The sequence below is a fragment of the Terrabacter sp. P2_E3 genome, from assembly GCF_056403915.1.
The window spans coordinates 13,909-40,385 of the sequence record NZ_JBFUEN010000008.1 but is presented as its reverse complement, the minus strand read 5'-3'; the positions used below and the strand labels follow the sequence as shown (position 1 = coordinate 40,385).

Below are 26,477 nucleotides of genomic sequence, written 5' to 3'. Positions count from 1 at the left end.
CTGATGACCGTCACCGCCCCCAAGACGGACGCCGTGCTGCTGGCCGCGTCCGACCTCGCCCGCAGCGTCCTCGAGGACGTCGCCGAGCCCGGAACCATCGGCGCGCACCTCGGCATGGACCTGCTCGAGGAGCGCCTCGGCATGCACTGGTTCGAGTGCACGTCGCCGGGCTATCGCGGCTGGCGCTGGGGCGTCAGCGTCGCCCGGGTGTCGCGCGCCAAGGTGGCGACGGTCTGCGAGACCAACCTGCTGCCCGGTCCCGACGCCGTCCTCGCGCCCGAGTGGCTGCCGTATGCCGACCGGCTCGCTCCCGGAGACCTCGGTGCCGGCGACGTGCTGCCCTTCCGCCCCGACGACCCCAACCTCGAGGCCGGCTTCGAGGCCACGGGCGAGGAGGACGTCGACCAGATGGCCTTCTTCGAGCTCGGGCTCGGACGCCCGCGCGTGCTCTCCGCCGAGGGGCGGGAGGTCGCGGCGAGCCGCTGGTACGACGGCGACCACGGCCCGACCGCCGAGATCGCGACGAAGGCCACCGAGCACTGCACGACGTGCGGCTACTTCCTGCCGATGGCCGGCGCCCTGCGCGCGACGTTCGGCGTGTGCGCCAACGAGTGGAGCCCGTCCGACGGCCGGGTCGTCTCGCTCGACCACGGCTGCGGGGCCCACTCCGAGACCGACCTGGACCACCCCGAGCCGACGCCGATCGGGGAGCCGATCGTCGACGAGTTCGCGGTCGACCTCGAGCCGGCCGAGCGCGTCGACCGGGACGACGAGGACCAGGCCGAGCAGTCCGATCAGGCTGAGGAGTCGCACGGCTCGGACGACCCCGTCACCGACTGACCGCGCCCGACCACGACGAACCACCCGGCATACCCGGGTGGTTCGTGCGTTTCCCGGGGCGGGGGGTGAGGTGGTGGGACCGGCGGTGGGTGCGGCTCAGGCGGCGTCGCTCGCGTTGCCGCGCCCGCGCCACACGTAGACCCAGCCGATGGCGCCGAGCACGAAGCCGGCCACGCACGTCCACGGCCACCAGTCGCGGTCACCCTCGTGGAGGGCAGGCACGGAGAGGATGACGACGAGGGCCACGACCCACGCCGCGAGCCCGACCTCGATGATCCGCAGCATCGGCACGGGCAGCGGCGCGATCTGCTCCGGCGTCGTCGGCTCGGACGCGTCGGTCGGCGCGTCGGTCGGCACGTCGGGGGTGGTCTCGTCGGTCACGTGGACAGCCTAGGGTCTCGTCACACACACGAAACGCGCCGCCACTAGGGTGTGCGCCATGTCGACGGATACACGCAAAGCGCCCACACTGACCGGGCTCGACGGCTTCTTCAAGATCACCGAGCGCGGGTCGACCGTCGCTCGCGAGGTCCGGGGCGGCTTCGTCACCTTCTTCACGATGGTCTACATCGTGGTCCTCAACCCCATCATCCTCTCGGGCGTCGTCGACGGCTCGGGCACCATGATCGGTGGCACGACCGACCTGACCGAGAGCAAGCTCCTCGTCGCGGTCGGCACGGCGGTCATCGCCGGCGTCATGTCGATCCTCATGGGGCTCGTCGCGAACTTCCCGATCGCGCTGGCTGCGGGGCTCGGCATCAACGGCCTCATCACCGGCATGGTCATCACCCACTCGGCCGACAAGATCACCTTCGCCGACCTCATGGGCCTCGTCGTCATCGAGGGTGTCATCATCCTCGTGCTCGTGCTCACCGGCTTCCGCAAGGCGGTCTTCAAGGCGATCCCGGGGCCGCTCAAGGTGGCGATCTCCGTCGGCATCGGCCTCTTCATCGCCTACATCGGCGTCATCGACGCGGGCTTCGCGCGCCGTCCCACGACCCCCGGCTCGGTCCCGAGCGAGCTCGGCATCGGCGGTAGCCTCGACGGCTGGCCGACCCTCGTCTTCGTCGTCGGCGTCTTCCTCATCGCGGTCCTGCTCATCCGCAAGGTCAAGGGCGCGATCCTCATCGGCATCGTCGCGGCGACCGTCCTCGCGATGCTGCTCGAGGCGGTCTTCAGCATCGGCCCGCGGGTCTTCGACGAGAAGGGCGCCCTGACCAACCCGTCGGCGTGGGCCCTCACCGTGCCGAAGCTGCCCGACTCGATCACCAACACCCCGGACCTCGGGATCCTCGGCCAGTTCAGCCTGCTCGGCTCGTTCGAGAAGATCGGCGTCGTCACGGCCGTCATGTTCGTCTTCTCGCTCCTGCTCGCCGACTTCTTCGACACGATGGGCACGGTCGTCGCGATCGGCACCGAGGCCAAGCTCCTCGACGAGGACGGCAACCCGCCGCACACCGACCGCATCCTCGTCGTCGACTCGGTCGCCGCGATCGCGGGTGGCGCCGGTGGCGTCAGCAGCAACACGTCCTACATCGAGTCCGCGTCGGGCGTCGAGGAGGGGGCCCGCACCGGCCTCGCGTCGGTCGTGACGGGCGTGCTCTTCCTGCTCGCGACCTTCCTCGCTCCGCTCTTCGCCGTCGTGCCGTCCGAGGCGGCGGCCCCGGCGCTCGTCATCGTCGGCTTCCTCATGATGACCCAGGTCAAGAACATCGACTGGGACGACATGGAGGTCGCCCTGCCGGCCTTCCTCACCATCGTGCTCATGCCGTTCACCTACAACATCACCGTCGGCATCGGCGCCGGCTTCATCGCCTGGGTGCTCGTCAAGATGGCTCGTGGCAAGCGCCGCGAGATCCATCCGCTGCTGTGGATCGTCGCCGCGTTCTTCGTCGTCTACTTCATCAAGGCGCCGCTGGAGTCGATGCTCACCTGAGTGACGCTGCCGCACAAGGCGGTTCGCTCCACACCACACCAGAGCACGTATGCCGTGAAGGCCTCCTCCCGCTCGGGAGGGGGCCTTCACGCGTCGGGTCTGCGGATCGGAGCGTGCCCGGTCTGTCCAGGGTTGGGAATGGTTAGCCGAGGTAATGAGTTAGGCTAAGCATCACCAGACTGCACTTCCGAGGATCCGCCCTTGACTGCCAAGAACCCGACCATCCGGCTCTCCAGAGCCGAGCTCGTCTCACTCTCCAACGACATCCGACTCGCCTGCATGCGCATCTCGCGGCGGGTCCGTTTCGAGTCCGACCGTGAGCTGCCCCCGCACCAGTTCTCCGTGCTCTGCCGCCTCGAGGCCACGGCCCGTACCAACAGCGAGCTGGCCGACATCGAGCGCGTGTCCGCCCCGAGCATGAAGCGCACGACCAACATGCTCGTGGAGCGCGGCTACGTAGCCCGGGCCGACGACCCCACCGACGGCCGACAGGTGATCCTGTCGCTGACCCCCGAGGGCCGCAAGGCGCTCAAGCGGATCCGGAAGCACCGCGACGAGTGGATGCTCTCGCGCTTCGAGCAGCTCACCGACGACGAGCGCGAGCTGCTCCAGCGGGCCGCCGCCGTGCTGGCCAAGGTGGCCAGCGAATGAGCCCCACCTTCCACTCCCTCTCGATCCCGAACTACCGCATCTACGCCTCCGGCGCGATCGTCTCCAACGTCGGCACGTGGATGGGGCGCGTCGCCCAGGACTGGCTCGTCCTCACGGTCCTCACCGACCATTCGTCGACGGCGCTCGGCATCGTCACGGGACTGCAGTTCCTGCCCTTCCTCATCCTCGCGCCGTTCGCGGGGATGCTCGTCGACCGCTTCCCGAAGCGGCGCATCCTCTTCCTCACCCAGACGGCGCTGCTCGTCACCGCCCTGCTGCTCGCGGTGCTCACCGCGGCCGGGGTCGTCGAGCTGTGGCACGTCTACGCCCTCGCCTTCCTCCAGGGCGTCGCGACGGCCGTCGACAACCCGGCCCGGCAGACGTTCGTCTCCGAGATGGTCGACACCGAGCACCTGCCCAACGCCGTCGCGCTCAACAGTGCCTCGTTCAACCTCGGTCGCCTCGTCGGGCCCGCCGTCGCCGGCCTCGTCATCGCGTGGTTCGGCATCGCGCCCGCGCTCTACGTGAACGCCGCGACCTTCGTCTTCGTCCTCGTGGCGCTCCTGCGGATGAACACCAGCCTGCTGACGCCCTCACCGCGCGCCCGAGGCAAGGGTCAGATCCGTGAGGGACTGCGCTACGTCAAGGGACGGCCCGACCTCGTGCTCATCATGGCGCTCGTCTTCGTCCTCGGGACGTTCGGGATGAACTTCCAGCTGACGATGGCGCTCATGGCCACCAAGGTCTTCGACAAGGGTCCGGGGGAGTACGGCCTGCTCGGCTCGATCATGGCCGTCGGCTCCTTGACCGCCGCCCTGCTCTCGGCCCGTCGCGCCCGGCCCCGGATGCGGGTCCTCCTCGTCGCGCTCGCCGGCTTCACGGTGTCGACCGCCTTCCTCTCGACGGCGCCGAACTACGTCATGTTCGCCGTCTTCCTCGTGCCGACCGGCCTCGCCGCCCTGACCGCGCTCACCACGGCCAACGCCATGGTCCAGGTCAGCGTCGACCCGGTGATGCGGGGACGGGTCATGGCCCTCTACATGGCGATCTTCATGGGGGGCACGCCCATCGGCGCGCCCGTCATCGGGTGGATCGGTGACGTCTGGGGACCCCGCTGGACGATCGCCATCGGCACCATCGCGGTGGGCCTCAGCCTCGCCGCGGTTGGACTCTGGGTCGCACGTCGGCAGAATGTCGCGGTGACCATCCAGACCCAGCGGCGCCCCCGACTCCGGATCCAGCTCGCCTCGGTGGTGTCCTCGGCCCCCGAGGTGACCAAGTGAACTTCAAGTTCCGCCACCGCATCACGGTCGCGGCGCTCGTGCTCTTCATCGCCATCGCCGTCATCGCCGCGTTCGTCAACCGCTGAGCCGTCGGGCGAGGCCCGACCCGGGCCAGGCCCCTCCCCACGGTGTGGACCGACGTGTGGGCGGGCGCAAACGGGACCGGACCGCGTCCCTAGGATGGGCGTCTGCCCCACCCGTCGAGACCAGTGCGGAGGAGCCACCATGGCCGCCCAGAGGTTCGTCGACCTGCTCAACGAGCAGATCGGCCACGAGTACGCCGCCCACCAGCAGTACGTCGCGATCGCGGTCTACTACGACACCCTGACGATGCCGCAGATGGCAGCGCTCTTCTACCGTCAGGCGGTCGAGGAGCGCGACCACGCGATGATGATGGTCCAGTACCTCCTGGACACCGACTCGACGGTGGCGATCCCGGGCGTGGCCGCGCCGACCAACACCTTCGCTGACATCGTCGAGCCCGTCGAGCTCGCCCTGGTCCAGGAGAAGCGCGTCAGCGACCAGATCAACGCGCTGACCGCCGTCGCCCGCGAGGAGCACGACTTCGCGTCCGACCAGTTCATGCAGTGGTTCATCAAGGAGCAGGTCGAGGAGGTCAGCTCGATGTCCGACCTGCTGACCGTCGTCCGGCGCAACCGCGCCGACGTCGAGAACATCGAGGAGTACCTCCGCCGCGAGGCCAGCAGCGAGGAGGCCGACGCCTCCGCGCCGCCCATCGCCGGCGCCGGCGCCTGACGGTCGCCCCGTCACGCGAGGCTGACGCCTGCCGCCGAGACGAGAGAGCGGCCGCCCGGACGGGCGGCCGCTCTCTCGGTAAGGGGTGGGGGTCGTTCAGCCGAGCAGACCTCCGGTGGGACACGTCACGACCTTGGTGTCGAGGACGCAGACGACCTTCGCGGTGAGCGGGTCGAGCACCCGGACGAGGTCCTTGGGGTCGCCGCTCAGCAGCGGCAGGTGCGGCAGGGCGAGCAGCCGAACGATCTCGGCCGGCAGGGTCGGGACGGGCACCTTCGGCACGGGCGGGAGCGGCACCGTCACCGACGGCAGTGGGACGCCGGGGACCGACGGCAGCGGGATCGGCAGACCGGGCGCGCCGGGCTTCGGCTTCGGGACCGGCTTGGGCGACGCCGACGGCTTCGGTGACGCCGAGGGCTTCGAGGTGCTGGACGGTGCGGGTGACGGCTTCGCCGAGGAGCTCGGTGTGGGGCGTGCGCTCGGCGAAGCCGTCGAACGGGGAGCCGGCGAACCGGCATACGCGAAGCCCGAGCCCTCGGGGGTGGCCGAGCCACTCCCGGCAGCGGGGCGGGCGGCGGGGATCGCGCTCATCGGGACCACGGCCACGCCGCGGCGGTACGCATCGGCGATGGACAGCACCGTGCGCACGTAGGAGTCGGAGTGGTTGTAGCGCAGCACGGCGTCGTAGGCCGCACCGGGCTTGCGCAGGTCGGTGCCGCCCGAGCAGAGCAGGACGCCCGCGCCGGTGGTCGCGTCGGTCAGGCTCTGCGGGTTGGCGACCCCGTCGCCGTCACCGTCACGGCCCGCCATGGACCACGACGTCGGGATGAACTGCATCGGGCCGACGGCGCGGTCGTACGTCGTGTCGCGGTCGAGGGCACCGCCGTCGGTGTCGGTGATGCGGGCCGTGCCGCGGGACCCGTCGAGCGGGATGCCGATGATGCCGGGCCGGGCGATGCCGCTCGCGTCGAGGACGTTGCCGCCGAAGCGCGCGTGGTTGCTCTCGACGCGGCCGATGGCCCCGAGCAGGGCCCAGTCGATGCCGCACCCGGGCTTGATGCTGCCGAGGACGCCGGCTGCGCGCTGGTAGGCCGTGACGGCCACCGCGGGTATGCCGTTCGCGTCCAGGCGGACCGGCGCGAGCGAGTCGATCGCCATGATCGCGCCCTTGGCCGGCCCGGCCACGTTCACGCGGGCGTAGTCCTGGGTGAAGGTCTGGTAGATCGGGGGCAGCTGCATCGGCGCGGGCGCCGGGCCGGCCTGCGGGTAGAGCGGGCTGCCCTCGGTGATGGCCTGGTCGGGCACGGTGATCGCCGACGTCGGTGCGACGGTGTCGCTGCCGCGGGTGGCGGCGAACGCGATGCCGGCGGTCGCCAGGGCGATGACCGGCACGGCTGCAGCGACCCGGCGCGCGGTGGTGCCTGCGCGGACGATGCGGACCATGGTGACTCCTCGGAAGCGACGGCCGCCCCCTTTGGCGGTCTGCACGGATCAACGAGGGACGTACCCAAAGGTCACGCGCTCACAGCGGGCGTGCGCGCCGAGGGCCAGCACCCGGCATACGGGAGCTGGCCCTCTGGGGACGCGCGCGGTCGGTCAGCCGAGTGCCGCGACCACGTGGTCGATCGCCTGCGTCAGCTTCGTGACGTCCTCGGGGTCGACGGCCGGGAACATCGCCACGCGCAGCTGGTTGCGGCCGAGCTTGCGGTAGGGCTCGACGTCGACGATGCCGTTGGCACGCAGACTGCTGGCCACCGCGGCGGCGTCGATGGAGTCGTCGAGGTCGATGGTGCCGACGACCTGCGAGCGGGCAGCCGGGTCGGCGACGTAGGGCGTCGTCCAGTCGGTCTGCTCGGCCCAGCCGTAGAGGCGGCTCGAGGAGTCCTCGGTGCGACCGGTCGTGAACGCGAGCCCGCCGTTGCCGTTCATCCAGTCGAGCTGGCTCTTCATGAGCGCGAGCGTGGACAGCGCGGGGGTGTTGTAGGTCTGGTTCTTCAGTGAGTTGTCGACCGCGGTCGGCAGGCTGAAGAAGTCGGGGACCCAGCGGCCCGACGCGGCGATCTCGTCGACGCGGGCGAGCGCGGCGGGGGAGAAGGCCGCGAGCCACAGGCCGCCGTCGGAGGCGAAGCACTTCTGCGGGGCGAAGTAGTAGACGTCGGTCTGGGTGATGTCGACGGGCAGGCCGCCGGCGCCGGAGGTCGCGTCGATGAGGACGAGCGCGTCGTCGTCGGCGCCCTCGACGCGCTGGACCGGGGCCATGACGCCGGTCGAGGTCTCGTTGTGCGGCCAGGCGTAGACGTCGATGCCCGCCTCGGCTCGCGGCGAGGCGAGCGTGCCCGGGTCGGCCTTGATGATCGTCGGGTCGCCGAGGAAGGGGGCCGCCGCCGTGACGTTGCCGAACTTGCTCGAGAACTCCCCGAAGGCGAGGTGCTGGGCGCGGTCGCGGACGAGGCCGAAGGCGGCGATGTCCCAGAACGCCGTCGAGCCGCCGTTGCCGAGGATGATCTCGTAGCCGTCGGGCAGGGAGAAGAGGTCGCGCAGGCCCTGGCGGACCTCGCCGACGAGGTTCTTGACCGGCGCCTGGCGGTGTGACGTGCCGAGCACCGTGCGACCCAGGGAGCTGAGGTAGTCGATCTGCTCGGGGCGGACCTTCGAGGGTCCGGAGCCGAACCGTCCGTCGGCGGGCAGCAGCTCGGCCGGGATGGTGATGGGCTGGGTCACGACTGGTGCTTCGGTCACGGATTCACCCTTGCGAAGTGCGGCCACGCTACGGTCTCGTGGCGGACGTGTTGAGGTCGGATGACGCCGTTGTCACCGCTGACATTCAACCCCACGTGCCCACCCCTTGGACATCGCTGCTCGATGTGTGGACGCCCACGCGGCGCGCGGGCGGGGTGCGCGGTGGTTCGGGAGATGCGTCCCCGCACCAGGAGTGCGCGTTGGAACGCGCATCTCTGGCACGAACCCGCCCCGGCGGGGTGCTGCGTCACCACTGTCCACAGGCCCGGAGCGCCGGAGGCGTCCGACGCGCGACGATGAGGCGATGGATCTCGACCAGCTCGCCCACCGCGACGTCGTCAGCGCTGCCCGACTCGGCGCTGCCGGCCACGGGTCGGCTGCCGTCGCGCGAGCCGTGCGCGCCGGCCTGCTGACCCCTCGGCGTGGGCCCGACGCGCCATGGACGCGACGTGAAGATCCACCGCTCGCTCCCGGCATACGGCCTCGCGCACGGCACCTCGGACGACCGGGTGGCGACCGCGGTCGGTGTCGTGCAGGCCGGATTGGAGGGGGTGCCGCTCAGCGCCCTCGTGGCGGCCGACGCCGCGCATCGAGTCGCCGGGGGAGAGCGTCATCGGCCACCGGCTGCGGGCCCTCGGCTACCGGCTCGAGCCGCAGCTCGAGGTGGCCACGGATGTCGGGGACCGGTACGCGGACCTCCGGATCGAGGGCACGCGGGTCCTCGTCGAGTTCGACGGCGCCGAGAAGTACGCCGACAAGCGCGCCGCCTTCGGGGAGAAGCGGCGCGAGGACGCCATGCGGCGCCAGGGGTGGCTCTTCGCGCGCTACGTCTGGGCCGAGCTCGACGACGTCGCCCTCATCCGGGCTCGCACCCAGGCAGCCATCGTCGACTCTCCACGTTGGGCAGCGTGAGCGCAGGTCTGCGCTCGTCCCGAGGGTGGTCCTCGGCCCCAGGAGCGCGCGGTGCATCGCGCACTCCTGAGACCGGCGCGCACGCGTGGGTGCGCCCGGTCCGGTGGCGTCAGCGGACGATGCCGCCGAGCGACGTGCTCGTGAAGGCGCCGACCCGCCCGTCGTAGACCCTCAGCTCGCCGCCCGAGCCCCGCCCGAAGAGCAGGAAGGTGCCGTCGGCGCGCGTCACGACGTCGGGGGCCGACGTGAAGGCCTGAGGTGTCCCGACGAGGAGGCTGCCGCGCTGGACGACCGCGCGACCGTCGACCCCGTTGCCGACGGCGACGAGGGCTCGACCGGGCCAGGCGTCGCCGAGGGCGCGGTCGGACCACGCCGCGAGGTTGTCGCCGCGCTGGATCCAGCTGCTCGTCGCGGTCGTCGGGTAGAAGGTCCGCTCGTAGGTCGCACCGTTGGTGCCGCGGCCCGTCACGAGGATGCCGCCGCTCGCGGGGTTCGCCGACGCGGACAGGCCCGACGTGAAGACCCCGCCCGCCGAGATCCAGCCGCTCCACCGCGTGCCGTCGAAGTGCTTGCGCCAGGCCGATCCGGTGGTCGCGACGGCGAAGACGTCCATCGTCCCGTTGCCGAGCGAGGCCCCGTGCTGGGCGACGACGGTGCCGCCGAGGTTGGCCGACCCCTTGCGTATGCCGTCCTGGTACCACGTGTGGACGAGCTGCCTCGCGCTGTTGCGGGTGAAGAGGTCGACGCGCCCGGAGCGTGAGCTCGTCGCCGACGGTGCATCGGTGGAGGTGACCCCGGCCGAGATCCAGGAACCCCACGAGGCCCCGTCGTTGGTGCTGCGCTTGAACGAGACGGCGTCGTTGGTGCCGCGGATGAAGGTCGTGACCTGCGACCCGGTGCGCGCGGCGGTGACGCCGACGGGCGAGATGAGGCTGCCGCCGGACCGTCTCGGCACCGTGGCTCTCGGGGTGATGCGGACGATCTTGTCGTCGGTGCCGTTGGAGGTCGTGAACCACAGCGCCCCGTCCGGCCCGAGCTGCACGGCTCGGATGCGGCCGTAGCCCTGGGCGATCGCGATCCGGGTCACCGTCGCGGGGCGGGTCGTCGTGGGGGACGGGTTGAAGCGCATGAGGTAGATGCCCTGGCCCTTGAGCAGGCCGACGGTGAGAGCACCCTGCCACTCACCCCAGGCCGAGCCGCGCAGGAAGGTGGCCCCGCTCGTCGCCACGGTCGGGTCGCCCGAGGACCACATGGCCACGCGGGCGGTCGGGAACTTGCCGAGGTCGGTCATCGGGGTGGTCTCGTCGTAGCCGGGCACGGGGTCCCAGCCGTAGTCGCCGCCGCGGACCGAGAGGTTGATCTCGTCGTCGCGGCTCGTGCCGTGCTCGGCCGACCACAGCTCGGTCGTGCCGGGCCGCACGGCGAGTCCCTGGATGTTGCGGTGCCCGTAGTTCCAGACGTAGCGGGCGTTGCCACCGCGGGAGTAGAAGGGGTTGTCGGTCGGGATCGTGCCGTTGGCGTTGACCCGGAGCACCTTGCCGCCGAGCGAGAAGAGGTTCTGAGGGTTGGTCCCCGTGGCCGCGTCGCCGGTGCCGACGTAGAGCTTGCCGTCACCGCCGAAGCGCAGCCGGCAGCCGGAGTGGCGACCGCTCGTGACGGGCAGCCCGGTGACGACCGGCGACCCGTCGGAGACCGCGGTGGTATCGCCGGTCAGTCGCCAGCGCAGGACGCGCACGTCGAGCGGGTTGCCCGCCGAGTCGCGTACGGCCTGGCAGGTGTAGAAGCGCTTGTTCGTCGCCGCGGATGGGTCGGAGACCATGCCGAGCAGGCCGCCCTCGCTGTTGACGTAGAGCGAGGGGAAGCCCGAGATGGCGACGCGTCGAGGGGCGTTGCCGCCTCGCTTGCTCCAGACCTGTCCGGCGCGCAGGTCGTAGAGCATGAGGTCGCCGACCCAGGTGATGTCCCATGGGTAGCTGAGGCCGGACACGACCGTCGTGACCTGGAGGGTCGGCGCCGCCTCGGCCGTGGGCGTGGGCTGGACGGCGAGCGCACCTCCCGCGACCAGGGCGCCGACGAGGGCGATCGATCCTCGGACTCGCAGTCGCTGCACCATGCTGACTCCCCGACTCGGTGACCTGCTGGCTCCGCTCGCGAGGCTACGCGCGAGCGGGCAGGTCCGCGCGTCGAGAGCTCAGCGGGACGTCGGGTGCGGCGACCGCCGCTCAGTGCCGGTCACCACTCGAGTGAGCGCCTGGTCCCACTCGAGTGAGCGCCCGGTCCCACTCGAGTGGCCCCGTCGTCCCACCTGCCACACGCTCCTGGGACGCCGCGCTCACTCGACTGGTGCGACGCGCTTACTCGAGTGGCCGGGTGGCCCCAGCGGTCGCATCGGTCCCAGTCCCGGGTGTGACGACGGGGCCACTCGACGGGGTGGGCCTGCTGTCAGTGGGAGATGTCGGGCGTCCAGCCGGCGACGTCCTCGGGCTTGCGCGGACCCTCGCCGATGTAGCGCGACGACGGCCGGATGAGCCGGCCGGTCTGCTTCTGCTCGAGGATGTGCGCGGACCATCCGGCCGTGCGCGCACACGTGAACATCGGCGTGAACATCGACGGCGGGACCTCCGCGAAGTCGAGGATGACGGCGGCCCAGAACTCGACGTTCGTCGCGAGCACCCGGTCGGGTCGGCGGGCATGCAGCTCATCGAGCGCGGCCTTCTCGAGGGCGGCCGCGGCCTCGTAGCGGGGCGCACCGAGGCGCTCGCACGCGGAGCGCAGCACGCGGGCGCGGGGGTCCTCGGCACGGTAGACGCGGTGGCCGAAGCCCATGAGGCGCTCGCCCTTGTCGAGGACGCCCTTGACGTAGGCCGTGGCATCGCCCTGCTGCTCGACCCCGTCGAGCATGTGGAGCACGCGCGAGGGCGCGCCACCGTGGAGCGGACCGGACATCGCCCCGACGGCGCCCGAGAGCGCTGCGGCGACGTCGGCGCCGGTCGAGGTGATGACGCGGGCGGTGAACGTCGAGGCGTTCATGCCGTGCTCGGCGGCGGAGACCCAGTAGGCGTCGACGGCCTCGACGTGCTTCGGGTCCGGCTCGCCACGCCAGCGGATCATGAAGCGCTCGGTGATGGTGCGCGCCTTGTCGACCTCGCTCTGCGGGACCATCGGCTTGTCGAGCCCACGGGCAGACTGCCCGACGAACGACAGGGCCATGACCGCGGCGCGGGCGAGGTTGTCGCGCACCTCGTCGGCGTCGATGTCGAGCGTCGGCTTGAAACCCCACACCGGTGCGAGCATGGCGAGCGCGGACTGGACGTCGACGCGTACGTCCCCGGTGTGCACGGGCAGGGGATAGGGCTCGGCCGGCGGCAGGCCGGGGTCGAACTCGTTGTCGACGAGCAGGCCCCACACGTGGGCGAAGTCCACGTGCCCGACGAGGTCGTTGATGTCGACACCGCGGTAGCGCAGCGCCCCACCCTCCTTGTCCGGCTCTGCAATGGTCGACTCGAAGGCGATGACGCCCTCGAGTCCTGGCTTGAAGTCGGGGTCGGGCGTGCTGTCTGCCATGTGCGTCCTTGCTGTGCAGGCGGTACCACCGCGGTGTGGAGGCCGCAGCCGGGATACGGACGGTGGGCGTCGGTCCCGGCTGACAGACTCACCGTATGCCGTCAGCTGCCGACCAGACCGTGTTTCGTGACGCCGTGTTCGCCACCCGAGACCAACATCACGACGCGGTCCGCTTCGAGGGCACCGACTTCACCGGGACCCACGCCGAGGGCCACTCGTTCCTCGAGTGCTCGGTGCTCGGCGGCACGCTCGACGAGGCGCACCTCGAGGGCTCGCGCTGGTCGGAGTGCGAGTGGGAGCGCGTGGGCGGCGTCGGCGTGACACTGGCCGAGGCGAGCATCATCGAGACGACCATCGAGGGGTGCCGGCTGGCCGCCGTCTCCGCCTGGGGCTCGACGTGGCGCGACGTCACGGTGCGTGGCGGCAAGGTCGACTTCCTCAACCTGCGCGGCGCCCGGCTCAAGGACGTCGCCTTCGTCGACTGCGTCGTCGTCGAGCTCGACCTCCAGGAAGCCACCGTCGACGGCCTGACCTTCGAGGGGTGCACGCTCGTGTCACCGACCTTCGGTCGCGGGACGTATGCCGCGCTCGACCTCTCTGGGGCCACGCTCCGTTCGCCGGTGGGTCTCGCCGGGCTCAAGGGCGCGACGATGAGCCGCCCGCAGGTCATCGACCTCGCCGACGCGTTCGCGGCCGAGCTCGGGATCCTCGTCGCCGACTGAGCGCAGGGCGGCGTGAGCACGCTGCGCCCCGCGCGGGCGTCAGTTGATCTGGTTGGGCTTGGCCCGACGCAGCGCCGCGGTGGCGGCGTCCTTGGCGCGGTCGGTGGCCTTGACCTTGTCGTCGGGCCGGATCCGCTTCGTCAGGTCGGCCCGCTCGACGAGGGCCGTCAGCAGCATGTCGGTCTCGGGGTGGACGCCGACCGCCTCGTCACCGCTGAAGACGACCCAGTGGGCGACGTCGCCCTTGTAGACCTTGAGGATGCTGCCGTCGGCCAGCGACCTCGCGTGCGCCATCGCCTGGCGACGAGCACGCTCGCTCGAGATCGCCTTGTTGGCGGCCTCCTTGGCGGGCTCGCGCAGCGCCTGCGTGGCCACCCAGATCTGGGGGCCGTACTTGATGCCGAGCTTGACGGTCTGGGTGACGAGCTTGCCCTTGCCTGCCATGGTTGGTGACTCCTCACAGCGCCCCGGACGGGCGGGGCTGTCGCCGGGACCGCGCGCGCCGTGGCCTGACGTCCGCGCGGACCTTCTCGGGCCAACCCTAGTGTGGGGTCATGGACAGCTCATCTCGCGAGCCGGCCCGGGAGGGCCTCGCCGCCGTACGCCGCGTCGACTACTCCGGCGACGGCCTCGTCGAGTCCGACGTGGCCGCGTCGCCCTACCTTCAGGCCAGGGCCTGGGTCGATGCCGCGCTCACGGCCGCCGAGGACCGCGACGATGTGCCCGAGCCGACCGCCATCTCGGTGGCCACCGTCGACGCGACGGGCGCGCCGGACGTGCGCACCGTCCTCATGCGCTTCTTCGACGAGCGCGGCCCGGGCTTCGTGACCAACCTCGGCTCGGCCAAGAGCGAGCACCTGCAGTCCAACCCTCGTGTCGCGGCGGCCCTGACCTGGCCCGCCATCTACCGCGCGATCCGCTTCCGGGGCACGGCAGAGCTCGTCGGCCGCGACGAGGTCGAGGCCTACTTCGACGCCCGGCCCTACGGCTCGCGGCTGTCGGCGTGGGCGTCGGACCAGTCGCGCCCGGCCGCCGACCGGGCCGAGCTCGAGCGCAAGTGGCAGGACGTGCTCGAGCGCTTCCCCGACACGGGCAGCGATCACGACGTGCCGGTGCCGGACTTCTGGGGCGGGTGGCGCATCGTCTGCGACGAGGTCGAGTTCTGGGCCGGGCGGCGCAACCGCCTCCACGACCGGATCGTCTTCCGCCGCACGGGCGACGGCGACCTCGCCGACGCCGACTCGTGGACGCGGCTGCGTCTCCAGCCCTGAGTCCCGCCCACACCCCGGACACGGAACAGGGCAGCCCGACGAGTCGGACTGCCCTGCTTCATCCATGGTGTGGATGGGGACGCGGCTATCGCGTGGCCACCTCACACGCTCCGGAAGAAATCACTTCTCGGATCACCTCCCTTCGGTTTCGATGTCACGACCGTACGTCGGGGCCTGACGGGCGGCAAGACCTTTTACGAGGGTTGTCCGGCGGGGCCGTCGGGGCCGTCTGAACCGCCGGGCTGCCCTCGTCGGTGCTGCTGCGGGTCGGTCGGCAGCGGGTCGTCGGTCGTCGTGCCACTCGTGGTGCCAGCACCTGCGCCGGCATCGGCACCGGCACCGCTGCGGGTCGGGTCGTCGGCGCTGGTCCGACGTCGGCTGATCCGGGCGAAGGCGACGACCGCGGCCACGACTGCGACGACGACCAGCGCCACGACGACCATCGGGCCCCAGGCCGCGTCCGGCGGTGCCGTGGCGTCCACCGGCAGGGCCGCGGCCAGTCCCACAGACACGGGCACCGTCATGGCCCCACCTCGGTGTCCGGGGCGACCGCCGCCGTGGCCTCGGGCCTCAGCTCGGCGCCGCGTGACCCGCCGCCGGCCGGAGGGAGCGGCGTCGGCGGTGTGGGGGTCGGAGGGGTCGGCGGGGTCGGCCCGGTCCCCGAGCCGGCGCCGTCACGGCGGTCGGCCGAGCGGGAGGGCGAGGACAGACTGCGGGCCCCCACGAGCAGGGCGAGCAGCACGGGCAGCTCGAGGTAGGCGTGATAGCTCGCCAGGGCGGCATACAACGTCTTGCCCTGTGCGAAGTCGAGACCGAAGAGGACGGCGAAGAGTGCGGCGGCGACGAAGCCGACGGCCCAGAGCCGCGGACCGGTCACCCACGGCACGCGGGCCTCGAAGGCCGCCGAGGCGTCCGGAGCGACGCGGGGGAGCAGCGCCACCCACACGACGTAGTGCATCGTCTGCATGAAGGCGAAGACGGTGAGGAAGCGCATCCCGAGCACCGTCGCCGCGGCGCTCGGCGGGGCGCTCGCGGCGAGGACGGTCTGGCCGTCGCCGACGACGCTGCGCACGATGCCGGGGTCGGCGCTGAGCCACCCGTCGAGGAACCCGAGCAGGACCACCGCCGGGATGGCGACGACCCACAGCAGCTGCACGGCCCGGAACGCCTGCCGCCCGCGACGCGAGGTGATCCGGCGCGACCACTCCCAGAGGAAGAAGAGGGGCACGACGTTGTGCAGGTGGGTCAGCACGACGAAGTGGTACGTCGGGAAGGTCAGCGAGACGGCAGCCGCGGCACCGACGAGGACCCAGGCGGCGACCCGCCGCCGGCCGTCGAGCCCGTGACGGGCGGCAGCCGCGAGGATGACGTAGCCGAGCACGATCTCGGCGAGCAGCGCGGGCCGCCCGACCACGCCGGCGAGGAGCCGGCAGACCACGATGCCGGTGACGAGTGCGGCGAGCAGCTCGAGGAAGGGCCGCCCGAGCAGGCCGGCGAAGCGGCCCGCGACGTAGCGGATCTCGAGGAGGTTGTGCAGGATGCCGAAGAGGATGAGGCCGATCACGGCGGTCGCGATCGGCGCCCCGAGGGCGATCGCGAGCGAGAGGCAGACTGCCATCAGCACGAGGAGCGTGATGGTGCTCGAACGATGCACCGCGACGGCCGGGTCGGGCGCGTCGGTCACGGAGCCGCCCGCTCGGGGCCGCCCGGTCACGAGGTGAGCCCCGCTGCGCTGCAGGCCCTGGCGCTGACGCTGGCCGTCGAGGTGCCCGTGCTCGTGGCGTTCGCGCGCGCGGCAGGCTGGGCCGGGTGGGGCCGCGCGCTCGTCGGCGCGGTCGGCGTCAACGTCGTGACCCACCCCGTGCTGTATGCCGTGTCGACGGGCTTCGGGTCACCGTGGCAGCTCGTGGGGGCGGAGGTCGCCGTCGCCGCCGTGGAGACCGTGCTCCTCGTCGCGGGCTGGCGGGTGCGGGCGCGCGAGGACGCGGTGACGGTGGCGGTGGCGGTCGTCGCCGCCAACGCCGCCTCCACCGCCATCGGTCTGCTCGTCCTCTGAGTCCCGGCCACGGGCCAATGCTTTCGTCGGCTGGTCGGCCCGGCCACCCGAGTAACCCGATCGTTAGGGTCCTGTGGCGTGACCGAGATTCAGGGGGACGGCGCGGAGGGGCGCAGCGGCAGCCTGCGTGCCATCGCGCTGTCGGCCTACGGGCCCACCCTCCTGGGCTCGACGGGCGCGGGCGCGGTGTCCCCGATCATCGCCGTGTCGGCGCGTGAGCTCGGCGCCTCGGTCGGCGTCGCGGCGCTGCTCGTCGCGATGCTGGGCGTGGGTCAGCTGCTCGGCGACCTGCCGTCCGGTGCCCTCGCCGCCCGCATCGGTGAGCGCCGGGCGCTGCTCGTCGCGGCCGTGATCGAGGCCATGGGCATGCTCGTCGCGGCTCTGGCGGGCGGTCTCGTCATGCTCTTCGTCGGGGTGTTCGTCATCGGGCTCGCCGGCTCGCTCTTCGGCCTGGCCCGGCAGGCCTACCTCACCGAGGCGGTTCCGGTGGCGATGCGGGCGCGGGCCCTGTCGACGTTGGGTGGCGTGCACCGCATCGGCTACTTCGTCGGCCCGTTCATCGGATCGCTCGTCATCGCGAGGTGGGGCACCGAGGCGGCGTATGCCGTCGGCGGCGTCGCGAGCATCGCCGCGTTCGTCCTCGTCCTCGTCGCGCCGGACATCACCGGCTCGGCGCACCGGATCGGGGGCGGCGGACCGCCGCGCAGCGTGGCATCCGTGCTCCTGCAGCACCGGCACGTCCTCCTGACGCTCGGCACCGGGGCCATGTGCGTGGCCGGGGCGCGCGCCATCCGCGAGGCCCTCGTGCCGCTGTGGGCCGAGTCGGTCGGCTTCTCCCCGGCACAGACGTCGCTCGTCTTCGGGGTCGCCGGGGCGCTCGACATGGCGCTCTTCTACCCCTCGGGCTGGCTCATGGACCGCCACGGCCGGGTCGCGGCCGCCGTGCCCAGCATGCTCGTGCTCGGCCTCGGCATGATGCTGCTCCCGCTCGCCACGAGCCTCGTCGCCGTGACGGCCGCGGCGACCGTGCTCGGTCTCGGCAACGGCCTCGGGGCGGGGCTCATCATGACCCTGGGCGCCGACGCCTCGCCCGCAGACGGACGCGCGCAGTTCCTCGGCGGTTGGCGGCTCTGCGCGGACGTGGGAAGGGCGGCGGGTCCGCTGGCGTTGTCAGGGCTGAGCGCCATCATGTCGCTCGGCGCCTCCGCCGTCGTGCTCGGCGTGGGTGCCGTGGTCGGGGCGGGCTGGCTGCGCATCTGGGTGCCACGGCACGACCCGACCCGACGCGCGAGGACCGGGCCGACGCCGGGGCCACTGACGGGCGGTCCCTGACCGCTCTCCGATTCTGAGAAGGTATGACCGTGACGGACCTGATCGACACCACCGAGATGTACCTGCGCACCATCTTCGAGCTCGAGGAGGAGGGCATCGTGCCCCTCCGCGCGCGCATCGCCGAGCGTCTCGGCCACTCGGGCCCCACCGTGTCGCAGACCGTCGCCCGCATGGAGCGCGACGGGCTCGTCGCGGTCTCGGGCGACCGTCACCTCGAGCTGTCCGACCACGGCCGGCTCCTCGCGACCCGCGTCATGCGCAAGCACCGCCTCGCCGAGCGGCTGCTCGTCGACGTCATCGGCCTCGAGTGGGAGTACGCCCACGACGAGGCCTGCCGGTGGGAGCACGTCATGTCCGAGAAGGTCGAGCGCAAGATCCTCGGCCTCATCGGCGAGGGGCTCGAGTCGCCCTACGGCAACCCCATCCCCGGTCTCGAGGAGCTCGGGGTGCGCCAGGACGAGGACTTCCTCACCGGCCTCAGCACCCTGACCGCCGCCGTGGGGGCCGCGCCGACGGTCGTGACGATCCGTCGCATCGGTGAGCCCGTCCAGGTCGACCCGGAGGCGCTCGCGCTGCTGACGAGTGCCGGCGTCGTGCCCGGCGCCCGCGTCGAGGTCGTCCGTGACGGCGGCCGGGTCGTCGCCGTCCGCGAGGGCAGCGAGCCGTCCACGGGCGTCTCCCTGCCCGACGACGTGGCCGTCCACGTCTTCTGCCAGGCCGCCTGAACACGCCGTATCCGGCAGGGTATGCCCCGGTTTGCCGGGTCGTTTTGGCAGGCCTTGCCACACCTCGTCCGGCCCCGTCCGGAGGTCGCTGAAATTTCTTTGACTTCCGGGAACTCGAAGGTGACAAGGCACTCCTACTTGGGTACGGTGGGCGAACTTGCTCTCCCCGTCGAGTGAGTGCCCCGGGTCGGACCGCCTAGTCCTGCCATCGACCTGAGGCTCAGTACGAACCGCATGGCAGGAGCGGGGGAACCACTTTCTCCGGGCGTCGAGAGACGCCCTCGGGGTGAAGCCCTCCGTGGACCGAGACCGGTCCGAGCGAAGGCCGGGCAGTACCTCCAGCCCGAACCCGACAGCTCACCTCGTAGGCGTCGAGAGGTCAAACGTGGCTCAGAACGTTCCCGGGCGCCACCGCGCCCCCGGTCGCTTCAACGCGATCTCGGAGCTCAAGACGATCGCCAAGGAGTCGGCCCAGCCCGCCGTGAAGGGTGCCGCCATCGTCGCGGCCTCGGGTGGTCTCGTCGCTTCGTTCGCCGGCACCGCGAACGCCGCTGACGGCTCCGCCAGCACGGTCGCCGGTCCCGCGGCCGTCGGCCCCGCCGTCGGCACGCTCAAGGCCGGCAACGCCCTGTCGGCGATCGGTTACGCCAAGCCCGCCCTCAAGCAGGCCTCGGTCAAGCCGGTCGTCATCGAGGACGTCCAGGTCAAGTCCGAGCGCGCCGCGAAGAAGGCCGCCGAGAAGGCCGCCGCCGAGCGTGAGGCCACCCAGCAGCGCGCGTCGCGCTCCGGCTCGACCACCCGGGCCGCCCTCAACGTCGCGCCCAACCCCAGCGCCACGGGCATCATCGGCATCGCCCAGTCGTACTTCGGTGTTCCCTACGTCTACGGCGGCACGACGCCCTCCGGCTTCGACTGCTCCGGCTTCACGTCCTACGTCTACCGCCAGGCCGGCATCTCGATCCCGCGCACCGCGTCGGCGCAGGCCGCGGCCTCGACCCCGGTCAGCAACCCGCGCCCCGGCGACCTCGTCTTCTTCGGCTCGCCGATCTACCACGTGGGCATCTACGTCAGCCCGGGCCGCATGATCGACGCCCAGCGTCCCGGCACCGTCATCGGCAACCACTCCATCTGGACGACGCCGTCGATGTACGGCCGCATCTGAGCGGTCACCTCTCACGCCACACCCTGCGCCCCCACCGGATCCGGTGGGGGCGCAGCGCTTTTCCGGCCCCGTCAGCCACCGTGGTTGACTGAGTCGATGACCGATCAGCCTGCTGCCGAGTCCACGACCATCATCGAGCTCGACCTCTGGAGCGACCTGGTCTGCCCCTACTCGTGGGTCGCCAAGCGCCGTGTCGAGGCTGCCGTTGCCGCCTTCGAGCGGCCGCACGACGTCACGGTGCGCCTGCGCTCCTTCGAGCTCGACCCGGACGTCCCGGTCGGTGGCTCCGTGCCCGTCAGCGACCACCTCTCGGTGCGCCACGGCGGCGACGCGGGCGCCGGCCGGCTCATGAACGCCAAGGCCAGCGAGGTGGCCGAGGCCGACGACCTCGTCTTCGACTGGGACCGCGCGGTGCGCGCCAACACCTTCGACGCGCACCGGCTCTGCGCCCTCGCCGGCGAGATGGGCGGGCCCGCGCTGCGCTCCGCGGCGGTCGAGCGCTTCCACTCCGCGCACTTCGGCGAGGGCCTCGCCATCGACGACCGTGAGGTCCTGCAGCGCCTCGCCGGCGAGTGCGGTCTCGACGAGCGGCGGGTGTCGGCCGTGCTCGCCTCCGACGAGTACGCCGAACAGGTGCGTGAGGACGAGCAGCAGGCGCGGTCCATGGGTGTGACGTCGACGCCGTTCGTCGTCGCCAACGGGTATGCCGCCGTGACCGGAGCCCACCCGGTCGAGGACTACCTCGCGCTGCTGCGCGGGGTGGCCACGCAGACCGTCTGAGCGCGAACGCGCGGGCCGGGTGCCCGACCCGGGGAGCCGGGCGGACGGCATACGCCCTCGGTCAGGAGGGCTGGTCCGCGGCCGGGCGGCCGAAGGAGACCGCGTCGTCCACGGCGGGTGGGGCGTCGGCGCGAAGCTGGTGGTCGGGGAGCGGGCCGAGGGCGTCGTTGACGGTCGAGAAGGCTCGGCGCAGCGCGACGAAGACCGTGATCGCGAAGATCTGCCGGTCGTCGAAGCCGACGGCGCGCAACGGCTCGAGATCGGCGGGAGTGGTGGCGTTCGGGGTGCTCGCCACGGTCCGGGCCCACGTCGCCAGGGCGGCGTCGGCGGCGTCGAGGGGCTCGTCGTCTCCGCGGAGCACGGCGCCTGCGACCTCCTCGCCGGCTGCGGTGGCGAGGCGGCCACCCCACGCGAGCGCACAGTAGGAGTCGCCGATGGTCGAGGCGGTCGCGGCGATGAGGATGCCGCGCTGCCGGAAGCTCAGGCCGGCGACGGAGACCATGTCGGCCAGGAGCGCGAAGAGCGTGTCGTGGGCCGCGGGCGACTGGGCCCAGACGCGGCTGAGGTTCATGACGTAGCCATGGTCGGTGACGTCGCTCGCGAAGTAGGCCTCGAGCTCCGGTGTCAGAGCCGGCTCGCTGAGGAAGCCGTGGCTCGGGTCGGTCGCCGTCATGTGCTGCTCCTGGGGTGACGGGTCGTGGAGTCTCCATCGTCGCATGCAGGTCCGGGTCGGATCCGGATCTTGGGCAAGCCCGCCCGGGCGTCGGTGGGTGCTCCCGTCCCCTCCTCGGGAGCACCCACCACCCGTCGGACCGCAGCCCGTCGCCGCCGTCCGTGATGCGCCGGTCGTCGCCCCCACCGGCTCGCCCGGGTCTCCGCCCACGCGTCCGGCGCGGCGCCTCACGGGGGAAGACGTAGCGGCGCCCGAGGTGTGTCGCAAACGCACGCAAATCACCCGGCACGCCGTCAACCCTGTACATCCGCGGGCATGTCGCGCCATGATTCGGTCCCTCGCGCATCTCCAGGGGGGAGGATGCGTGAGGTGCGTTGCTGACGCGCCGACGGGTCGGGGACGGGACCCGGCGCCCGGTCACGCACCCTGCTGGAGCTTGGGTCGAGACAGCCGACGAGACGTCGGCGTACGGGTGGGGGACAGAAGATCGTGGAGCGGGCGCACGACGAGCACGGCGGCGAGTCCGTGGATGGGGCGGACGAGGGCGTACGCGTCGACGGACCCGAGAGCGACGCGGCGCTCGTCGACCGGGTTCGGGCGGGCGACGACGCCGCCTACTCCGCGCTGTGGTCGCGGCACGAGCCCGCGGCCCGACGGCTCGCCTCCCGGGTCGCCTCGCCGAGCGACGTCGACGACCTCGTCAGCGAGAGCTTCACCCGCACCCTCGATGCCCTCCGTGGTGGGGGCGGGCCCGACACCGCCTTCCGGCCCTACCTGCTCAGCACGTTGCGCCGCGCCAACATCGACGTGGCGCGGCGCTACACGAACCGGGTCGTGCTGACCGACGACGAGACGACCGTCGACACCCGCACGGCTGCCTCGGCGGAGGACGAGGCCGTCGACGCCGAGGAGCGCGACGCCGTCTGGGCGGCCTGGCGTTCGCTGCCCGACGAGTCCCGGTCGCTGCTCTGGCGTCTGGTCGTGCACGAGGAGAAGCCGCACCAGATCGCCCCCGGGCTGGGCACGACGCCGAACGGCATCGCGAGCCGGAGCAAGCGGGCACGCGAGCGGCTGCGCCAGACCTTCCTCTCCGAGCTCGTCGCGAACGCCGGCGACGCCGAATGTCGGGCGGTGCGACGCCATCTCGGTGGCTACGTGCGCGACTCGCTCCCGGTCAAGGCTCGCGAGCGCGTCGACGAGCACCTCGACGGCTGCGCCCGGTGCCGGGCAGCGGTGCTCGACGTCGTCGACGTCGACGCGGCCATCCGGCTGCGCGTCGCGCCGGTGCTCCTGCCCGGGGCGTTCGCGGTGGCGTCGGGGGTCGGTGTCGCCGACGCGGTGGGCGACGGCACGGTGGGCGACGGCACGGTCGGCGCCGGTGCAGCGGGCGTGGGTGCGGTCGCAGCGACGGGCGGTGCCACGATCCCGGTCGCCGTGGGCGTGGCCTCGCTCATGGACGGGGCCGACGACCTGTCAGAGTTCGCCGCCGACGTCAGTGGAGGTGGGCCCGGAGGTGGCTCGGGCGGGGTCAACGGTCGCGTGCTGTCGGTGCCGGGTCGCTCGGCGGCCGCGGTGCTGGCTGCGGCTGCACTCGTCGTCGCGACGGCGCTCTTCCTGCTCCAGCTCCAGCCGGCCGGACGGGTCTCGGCCGACGCGCCGGTGGGCCGGGACTCGTCGGCCGGACCGGTGGACGGGACGGAGTCGCCCTACCCGGCCGAGACGACGAGCTCGTCGGTGCCGTCGTCGACCGCGCCGCGACCGGTGATCGGCATGGCGACGGCCGAGAACGTCTCGCGTTTCCGGTCGTCGGGCGGCCGGAGCGGGAGCGCCGACCGGCAGACGAGGCCGCCGTCGCGCCCCGCACCGACCTCCACCGGCACGAGTGCCACCTCGACGAGCCGTCCGAGCCCGAGCCCGACGACGACGCCGACGCCGACGAGCAGCCGGCCGACCCCGACGACGAATGTCGCGCCGCCTCCCGCTCCGGTCGGCACGGTGACGAGCCTGACGTTCACGCCGAGCGACCGCGGCTATCTCGCGCACCTCACGGCGCCGGCCGGCTGGCTCCTCACCTCGGTGCGCGACGTGCACGGCGCCCGGGTCGTCGAGCACGTGAGCCAGCCGACGGCGCAGTTCGACGGGCGGCTGCGCGCCGGGGAGGTCGTCGTCGAGGTCACCCGCGTGCAGCCCCGTCTCTCGGGGGACCTCGTGGCCCGCTTCACCGACCGCTCCGGAGCGACGCTGCCCGGGTCGGGCAGCTACCCGTTGCGCTGATCGCCCTCGGGCTCGGCCAGGTCAGGGTCCCCGGGATCGGGCAGGTCTGTGGTGGGTGGGGGCTGGGACGGGGCGGGCGCGCCGTCGGGCGGGAGGGCGGCATACGCCATCTGGCCGGGGAGGTCGGGGGCACTCTCGTCGACGGGGATCACCTGGCTCAGCCGGGTCAGCTCGACGACGGCGCGGATGGGCGAGTCGTGGGGGACGACGAGCCGGAGGTCCTGTCGGCGGTCCCGTAGTCGCTGGGAGAGGCGGAAGAACGCGGCGATGCCGCCGCTGTCGAGGTAGGTCGTGCCGCTGAGGTCGACGACGACGAGCGTGACGTCGTCGGGGACCGCGTGTCCGAGGGCGTCGGTGAGCTCGCGCGCGTTGGACAGGTCGAGCTCGCCGGTGATGCGGATGAGCTGGGTGGTGCCGGCGCGGCGCGTGTCGACGCGGGCGAGGTCGCTCATGCCTCGACCCCCACGTGGACGCGACGGCGCAGGCGGACGTCGGTGCCACCGGGGGTGTGCTCGACGTCGACGTCGTCCATGAGGGCGTCCATGAGCTGGAGTCCCCAGCCGCCGCCGCGGTCGGCGGCGGGGCGCCAGTGGCCGTGGTCACGGATGCGCACCTCGAGGGCGTCGCCGTCGAGCCGGGCCTCGACGACGAGCTCACCGGCCGACCCCTGCCCGCTGTAGGCATGCTGCACGACGTTGGCGCAGGCCTCCCCGCAGGCGACGAGGACCTCGTTGACGTCGGCCTCGGAGACGTTGGCCTCCTTGAGCCAGCGGCGCAGGGCGCTGCGGACCTGCACGAGGTTGCGGGCCTCGGCGGGCAGCCGGACGTCGAGCTCGCCGTCGACCGACGGCAGGGGGCGCATGGCGAGGATCGCGACGTCGTCCTCGATATGGTCCTCGTCGAGGAAGGTGTCGATGAGGCGCTCGCAGAGGGCCTCGATGTCGTCGTCGGGGACGGCGGAGGCCTCGCGGTCGAGCCGGTCGAGGCCGGCGGTGAGTGAGACACCGCGCCGCTCGACGAGCCCGTCGGTGTAGAGCAGGAGGGTCGCCCCCGGTGGCAGGACCTGGCTGGCCTCGGTGAATGAGCCGTCGACGGTGACGCCGACGGGAGGGGAGAGGGCGCCCTCGAGGTAGGTGCCCTGACCACCCGCGAAGGCGAGCGCAGGCGGGTGGCCCGCGTTGGTCCAGCGGATGCGGCGCGTGGCCGGGTCGAAGACGAGATAGATGAGGGTGACCATCTCGGGGACCGGGAGCTGGGCGACGAGCTGGTGGACGCCGCGCATGACGGCGGGTGGCGACGGGTCCTGGAGGGCGTACGCGCGCAGGGCCATCCGGACCTGGACCATCGTCGCGGCGGCGGTGAGGCCGTGGCCCGCGACGTCGCCGATGGCGAGTCCGATGAGGCCGCCAGGGAGCTGGACGACGTCGTACCAGTCGCCGCCGACCTGCACGTCGGCCGTCGCAGGCACGTAGCGCGCGGCGAGGGCGACCCCGGGCACGTCGGGGAGTCGGTCGGGCAGGAGGCTGCGCTGCAGGGTCTCGGCGATCTGGTGCTCGCGCTGCGCCCGGGCCTCCTCGTGGCTCAGCAGCTCCTGGGCCTCGGAGCGCTCCTGGATCTCCTGGACGAGCCGGGTGTTGGCCGCCGACAGCTGGGCGGTGCGCTGCTCGACCCGTCGCTCGAGCTCGGACGCGGCCTTCTCGAGGGCGGCGGCGGTCTGCATGCGCTCGCTGACGAGGGCGGCGAGGAAAAAGGAGGTGAGCGCGACGCAGGCGTTGAAGGCCTGGAGCGTCACCATCTGCTCGAGCAGCGTCTTGCCCTCGAAGGGACCTCGCTGCCGGGTGGCTGCCGCCGTGGCGAGGAGGGTGGCGATCAGCGCAGCAGGGGCGGCTCCTCGCAGCTGGAGGCGCCAGGCGGCCCAGCCCAGCAGCGGGAGGGTGAGGAAGAAGATGTGCAGCCCCGTGGTGACGGCGGCCGCCACGACGAGTGTTGCCACCATGAGGATCGCCATGGCCTCGAGCCACAGCCGCAGCGGCCAGCGACGCTGCTCCCAGAAGAGAGGCAGGCACAGCAGGAAGGGCGCGACGGTGAGGACGCCCATGGCGTCACCCGTCCACCACACAGCCCAGGTCGCGGGCAGCTGCCCGGTCGTGATCGAGCCCGAGGCGAGGAGGGTCGCCGCGCCGATCGTCGCGCTGACGAGCATGCTGGCGAGGGCGCCGAGGAAGACGATCGCGAGGGCGTCGCGCTGACGGTCGAGCTGGCGGCGGAAGCCCACCCGCTGGAGGAGGGTGACCGCGACGACGGGTGCGAGGGTGTTGCCGACGGCCGTGACCGCCGCGGCCAGCGGGTTGGCGCTGATCGGCAGGTTGACTGCAAGGGCCGCGACGGCGACGGCCGGCCAGTAGGACCGCCCGAAGACGATGAGCGCGGCGACGGCGACACCGGTCGGCGGCCAGAACGGGGTCACGTCGTTGCCGACGAGCGAGAGGCTCAGGCCGAGGCGGGCGCCGAGGTAGTAGGCGACGGCGATGGCGGCCAGGCGGACGAGGCGTCGCGTCCGGGTGGCGGCGGGGGAGATGTCCGGTGTGTCCTTGCCGTCCAGATCCTGGGTGACGCGGGAGGGCAGGGCCGCAGGGCCCGAGGTCTCCACCGCCCCCACGCCTGTCGTCATCGTCGGGAGCAGTCCAGCCGCCCACGCCCCGCCATGGCAGTGACTCTAGGAGCACCGAGTGTCGTGTGACGAGCGTTTCGTCCACCCAGTTGGGAGCCGCTGATGCTGCGGCTGCGAGGTGACCGAGTCG

At 72.3% G+C, this 26,477-nt stretch carries 26 protein-coding genes and 1 riboswitch; of the genes, 14 read left to right on the top strand and 12 right to left on the bottom strand.

Annotated features, from left to right (window positions below):
* Nucleotides 1-3 precede the first annotated feature (3 nt).
* A complete protein-coding gene (locus AC1DW8_RS11525; protein ID WP_056781400.1) occupies nucleotides 4-840 on the top strand; it encodes a DUF3027 domain-containing protein in 837 nt (278 codons plus the stop codon).
* A 96-nt stretch (nucleotides 841-936) separates the two neighbouring features.
* Here the strand turns inward: AC1DW8_RS11525 and AC1DW8_RS11520 are convergent, their stop codons facing one another.
* Entirely contained in the window at nucleotides 937-1,221 is a 285-nt protein-coding gene (locus tag AC1DW8_RS11520) for a DUF2530 domain-containing protein (RefSeq protein ID WP_478094121.1), read from the bottom strand.
* 58 nt (nucleotides 1,222-1,279) lie between these two features.
* Between AC1DW8_RS11520 and AC1DW8_RS11515 the strand changes: the two genes are divergently transcribed.
* From AC1DW8_RS11515 to AC1DW8_RS11500, 4 genes are all read left to right on the top strand, one after another.
* Complete coding sequence (locus tag AC1DW8_RS11515) at nucleotides 1,280-2,776, top strand: NCS2 family permease (protein WP_478094119.1); 1,497 nt, start codon at nucleotides 1,280-1,282, stop codon at nucleotides 2,774-2,776.
* Between the two features lie 201 nt (nucleotides 2,777-2,977).
* Nucleotides 2,978-3,427, top strand: a complete 450-nt coding sequence (locus tag AC1DW8_RS11510; RefSeq protein WP_056781393.1) for a MarR family winged helix-turn-helix transcriptional regulator — start codon at nucleotides 2,978-2,980, stop codon at nucleotides 3,425-3,427.
* Nucleotides 3,424-4,710 carry an MFS transporter gene (locus tag AC1DW8_RS11505; protein WP_056826324.1) on the top strand — a complete coding sequence of 429 codons (1,287 nt, stop codon included), beginning with the start codon at nucleotides 3,424-3,426 and terminating at the stop codon, nucleotides 4,708-4,710. The genes AC1DW8_RS11510 and AC1DW8_RS11505 overlap by 4 nt, the downstream gene beginning before the upstream one ends.
* 225 nt (nucleotides 4,711-4,935) lie before the next feature.
* Nucleotides 4,936-5,466 carry a ferritin gene (locus AC1DW8_RS11500; protein WP_056781388.1) on the top strand — a complete coding sequence of 177 codons (531 nt, stop codon included), beginning with the start codon at nucleotides 4,936-4,938 and terminating at the stop codon, nucleotides 5,464-5,466.
* Nucleotides 5,467-5,562: 96 nt separating this feature from the next.
* On the opposite strand, the gene AC1DW8_RS11495 is transcribed toward AC1DW8_RS11500, so the two are convergent.
* The 3 genes from AC1DW8_RS11495 to AC1DW8_RS11485 all read right to left on the bottom strand — a co-directional run bounded on the left by AC1DW8_RS11495 (nucleotide 5,563) and on the right by AC1DW8_RS11485 (nucleotide 8,701).
* On the bottom strand, nucleotides 5,563-6,909 hold the full coding sequence (locus tag AC1DW8_RS11495; RefSeq protein WP_478094116.1) for a lytic transglycosylase domain-containing protein: 1,347 nt from the start codon (nucleotides 6,907-6,909) through the stop codon (nucleotides 5,563-5,565).
* A 153-nt stretch (nucleotides 6,910-7,062) separates the two neighbouring features.
* A complete protein-coding gene (serC, locus tag AC1DW8_RS11490; RefSeq protein WP_478094324.1) occupies nucleotides 7,063-8,187 on the bottom strand; it encodes a phosphoserine transaminase in 1,125 nt (374 codons plus the stop codon).
* Nucleotides 8,188-8,452: 265 nt separating this feature from the next.
* Entirely contained in the window at nucleotides 8,453-8,701 is a 249-nt protein-coding gene (locus tag AC1DW8_RS11485; RefSeq protein WP_478094115.1) for a hypothetical protein, read from the bottom strand.
* A gap of 29 nt (nucleotides 8,702-8,730) precedes the next feature.
* Between AC1DW8_RS11485 and AC1DW8_RS11480 the strand changes: the two genes are divergently transcribed.
* Nucleotides 8,731-9,117, top strand: coding sequence for a hypothetical protein (locus tag AC1DW8_RS11480; protein WP_478094113.1), 387 nt, complete (start codon nucleotides 8,731-8,733; stop codon nucleotides 9,115-9,117).
* A gap of 109 nt (nucleotides 9,118-9,226) precedes the next feature.
* Here AC1DW8_RS11480 and AC1DW8_RS11475 read toward each other — a convergent pair whose 3' ends face one another.
* Together AC1DW8_RS11475 and AC1DW8_RS11470 are read right to left on the bottom strand one after the other, a co-directional pair.
* Entirely contained in the window at nucleotides 9,227-11,230 is a 2,004-nt protein-coding gene (locus tag AC1DW8_RS11475; RefSeq protein ID WP_478094111.1) for a PQQ-dependent sugar dehydrogenase, read from the bottom strand.
* Nucleotides 11,231-11,559: 329 nt separating this feature from the next.
* Entirely contained in the window at nucleotides 11,560-12,681 is a 1,122-nt protein-coding gene (locus tag AC1DW8_RS11470; RefSeq protein ID WP_020145632.1) for a citrate synthase 2, read from the bottom strand.
* 95 nt (nucleotides 12,682-12,776) lie between these two features.
* Between AC1DW8_RS11470 and AC1DW8_RS11465 the strand changes: the two genes are divergently transcribed.
* Nucleotides 12,777-13,403 (top strand): pentapeptide repeat-containing protein, encoded by a 627-nt coding sequence (locus AC1DW8_RS11465; protein ID WP_056781377.1) that lies wholly within the window; start codon nucleotides 12,777-12,779, stop codon nucleotides 13,401-13,403.
* A gap of 39 nt (nucleotides 13,404-13,442) precedes the next feature.
* On the opposite strand, the gene AC1DW8_RS11460 is transcribed toward AC1DW8_RS11465, so the two are convergent.
* Nucleotides 13,443-13,847: a hypothetical protein gene (locus AC1DW8_RS11460; RefSeq protein WP_478094108.1), complete on the bottom strand. Its 405-nt coding sequence runs from the start codon at nucleotides 13,845-13,847 to the stop codon at nucleotides 13,443-13,445.
* A 110-nt stretch (nucleotides 13,848-13,957) separates the two neighbouring features.
* Between AC1DW8_RS11460 and pdxH the strand changes: the two genes are divergently transcribed.
* Entirely contained in the window at nucleotides 13,958-14,674 is a 717-nt protein-coding gene (gene pdxH / locus AC1DW8_RS11455) for a pyridoxamine 5'-phosphate oxidase (protein ID WP_056781371.1), read from the top strand.
* Between the two features lie 194 nt (nucleotides 14,675-14,868).
* Here pdxH and AC1DW8_RS11450 read toward each other — a convergent pair whose 3' ends face one another.
* The gene (locus AC1DW8_RS11450; protein WP_478094106.1) at nucleotides 14,869-15,198 is read right to left on the bottom strand and encodes a hypothetical protein; all 330 of its coding nucleotides are present in this window, start codon (nucleotides 15,196-15,198) and stop codon (nucleotides 14,869-14,871) included.
* On the bottom strand, nucleotides 15,195-16,358 hold the full coding sequence (locus AC1DW8_RS11445; RefSeq protein WP_478094104.1) for a hypothetical protein: 1,164 nt from the start codon (nucleotides 16,356-16,358) through the stop codon (nucleotides 15,195-15,197). Before AC1DW8_RS11445 ends, AC1DW8_RS11450 begins: the two co-directional genes overlap by 4 nt.
* Before the next feature lie 33 nt (nucleotides 16,359-16,391).
* Here AC1DW8_RS11445 and AC1DW8_RS11440 point away from each other — a divergent pair, with 33 nt between their 5' ends.
* The 5 genes from AC1DW8_RS11440 to AC1DW8_RS11420 all read left to right on the top strand — a co-directional run bounded on the left by AC1DW8_RS11440 (nucleotide 16,392) and on the right by AC1DW8_RS11420 (nucleotide 20,729).
* Complete coding sequence (locus tag AC1DW8_RS11440) at nucleotides 16,392-16,730, top strand: hypothetical protein (RefSeq protein ID WP_478094102.1); 339 nt, start codon at nucleotides 16,392-16,394, stop codon at nucleotides 16,728-16,730.
* A gap of 78 nt (nucleotides 16,731-16,808) precedes the next feature.
* Nucleotides 16,809-18,062 carry an MFS transporter gene (locus AC1DW8_RS11435; RefSeq protein ID WP_478094100.1) on the top strand — a complete coding sequence of 418 codons (1,254 nt, stop codon included), beginning with the start codon at nucleotides 16,809-16,811 and terminating at the stop codon, nucleotides 18,060-18,062.
* 29 nt (nucleotides 18,063-18,091) lie between these two features.
* A complete protein-coding gene (locus AC1DW8_RS11430; RefSeq protein WP_056781582.1) occupies nucleotides 18,092-18,787 on the top strand; it encodes an iron-dependent transcriptional repressor DtxR in 696 nt (231 codons plus the stop codon).
* 207 nt (nucleotides 18,788-18,994) lie between these two features.
* A riboswitch (cyclic di-AMP (ydaO/yuaA leader) is annotated at nucleotides 18,995-19,170 on the top strand.
* 2 nt (nucleotides 19,171-19,172) lie between these two features.
* The gene (locus tag AC1DW8_RS11425; protein WP_056781356.1) at nucleotides 19,173-19,949 is read left to right on the top strand and encodes a C40 family peptidase; all 777 of its coding nucleotides are present in this window, start codon (nucleotides 19,173-19,175) and stop codon (nucleotides 19,947-19,949) included.
* 96 nt (nucleotides 19,950-20,045) lie between these two features.
* Complete coding sequence (locus AC1DW8_RS11420; RefSeq protein WP_056781353.1) at nucleotides 20,046-20,729, top strand: DsbA family oxidoreductase; 684 nt, start codon at nucleotides 20,046-20,048, stop codon at nucleotides 20,727-20,729.
* Between the two features lie 61 nt (nucleotides 20,730-20,790).
* On the opposite strand, the gene AC1DW8_RS11415 is transcribed toward AC1DW8_RS11420, so the two are convergent.
* Nucleotides 20,791-21,402 carry a carboxymuconolactone decarboxylase family protein gene (locus tag AC1DW8_RS11415; RefSeq protein WP_056781350.1) on the bottom strand — a complete coding sequence of 204 codons (612 nt, stop codon included), beginning with the start codon at nucleotides 21,400-21,402 and terminating at the stop codon, nucleotides 20,791-20,793.
* Nucleotides 21,403-21,891: 489 nt separating this feature from the next.
* Between AC1DW8_RS11415 and AC1DW8_RS11410 the strand changes: the two genes are divergently transcribed.
* Complete coding sequence (locus AC1DW8_RS11410; RefSeq protein WP_478094096.1) at nucleotides 21,892-23,676, top strand: sigma-70 family RNA polymerase sigma factor; 1,785 nt, start codon at nucleotides 21,892-21,894, stop codon at nucleotides 23,674-23,676.
* Here the strand turns inward: AC1DW8_RS11410 and AC1DW8_RS11405 are convergent.
* Both AC1DW8_RS11405 and AC1DW8_RS11400 read right to left on the bottom strand, forming a co-directional pair.
* Nucleotides 23,661-24,128, bottom strand: a complete 468-nt coding sequence (locus AC1DW8_RS11405; protein ID WP_478094094.1) for an STAS domain-containing protein — start codon at nucleotides 24,126-24,128, stop codon at nucleotides 23,661-23,663. The two genes, AC1DW8_RS11410 and AC1DW8_RS11405, sit on opposite strands and share 16 nt — an antisense overlap.
* The gene (locus tag AC1DW8_RS11400; protein ID WP_478094092.1) at nucleotides 24,125-26,347 is read right to left on the bottom strand and encodes an MASE1 domain-containing protein; all 2,223 of its coding nucleotides are present in this window, start codon (nucleotides 26,345-26,347) and stop codon (nucleotides 24,125-24,127) included. Before AC1DW8_RS11400 ends, AC1DW8_RS11405 begins: the two co-directional genes overlap by 4 nt.
* Nucleotides 26,348-26,477 lie beyond the last annotated feature (130 nt).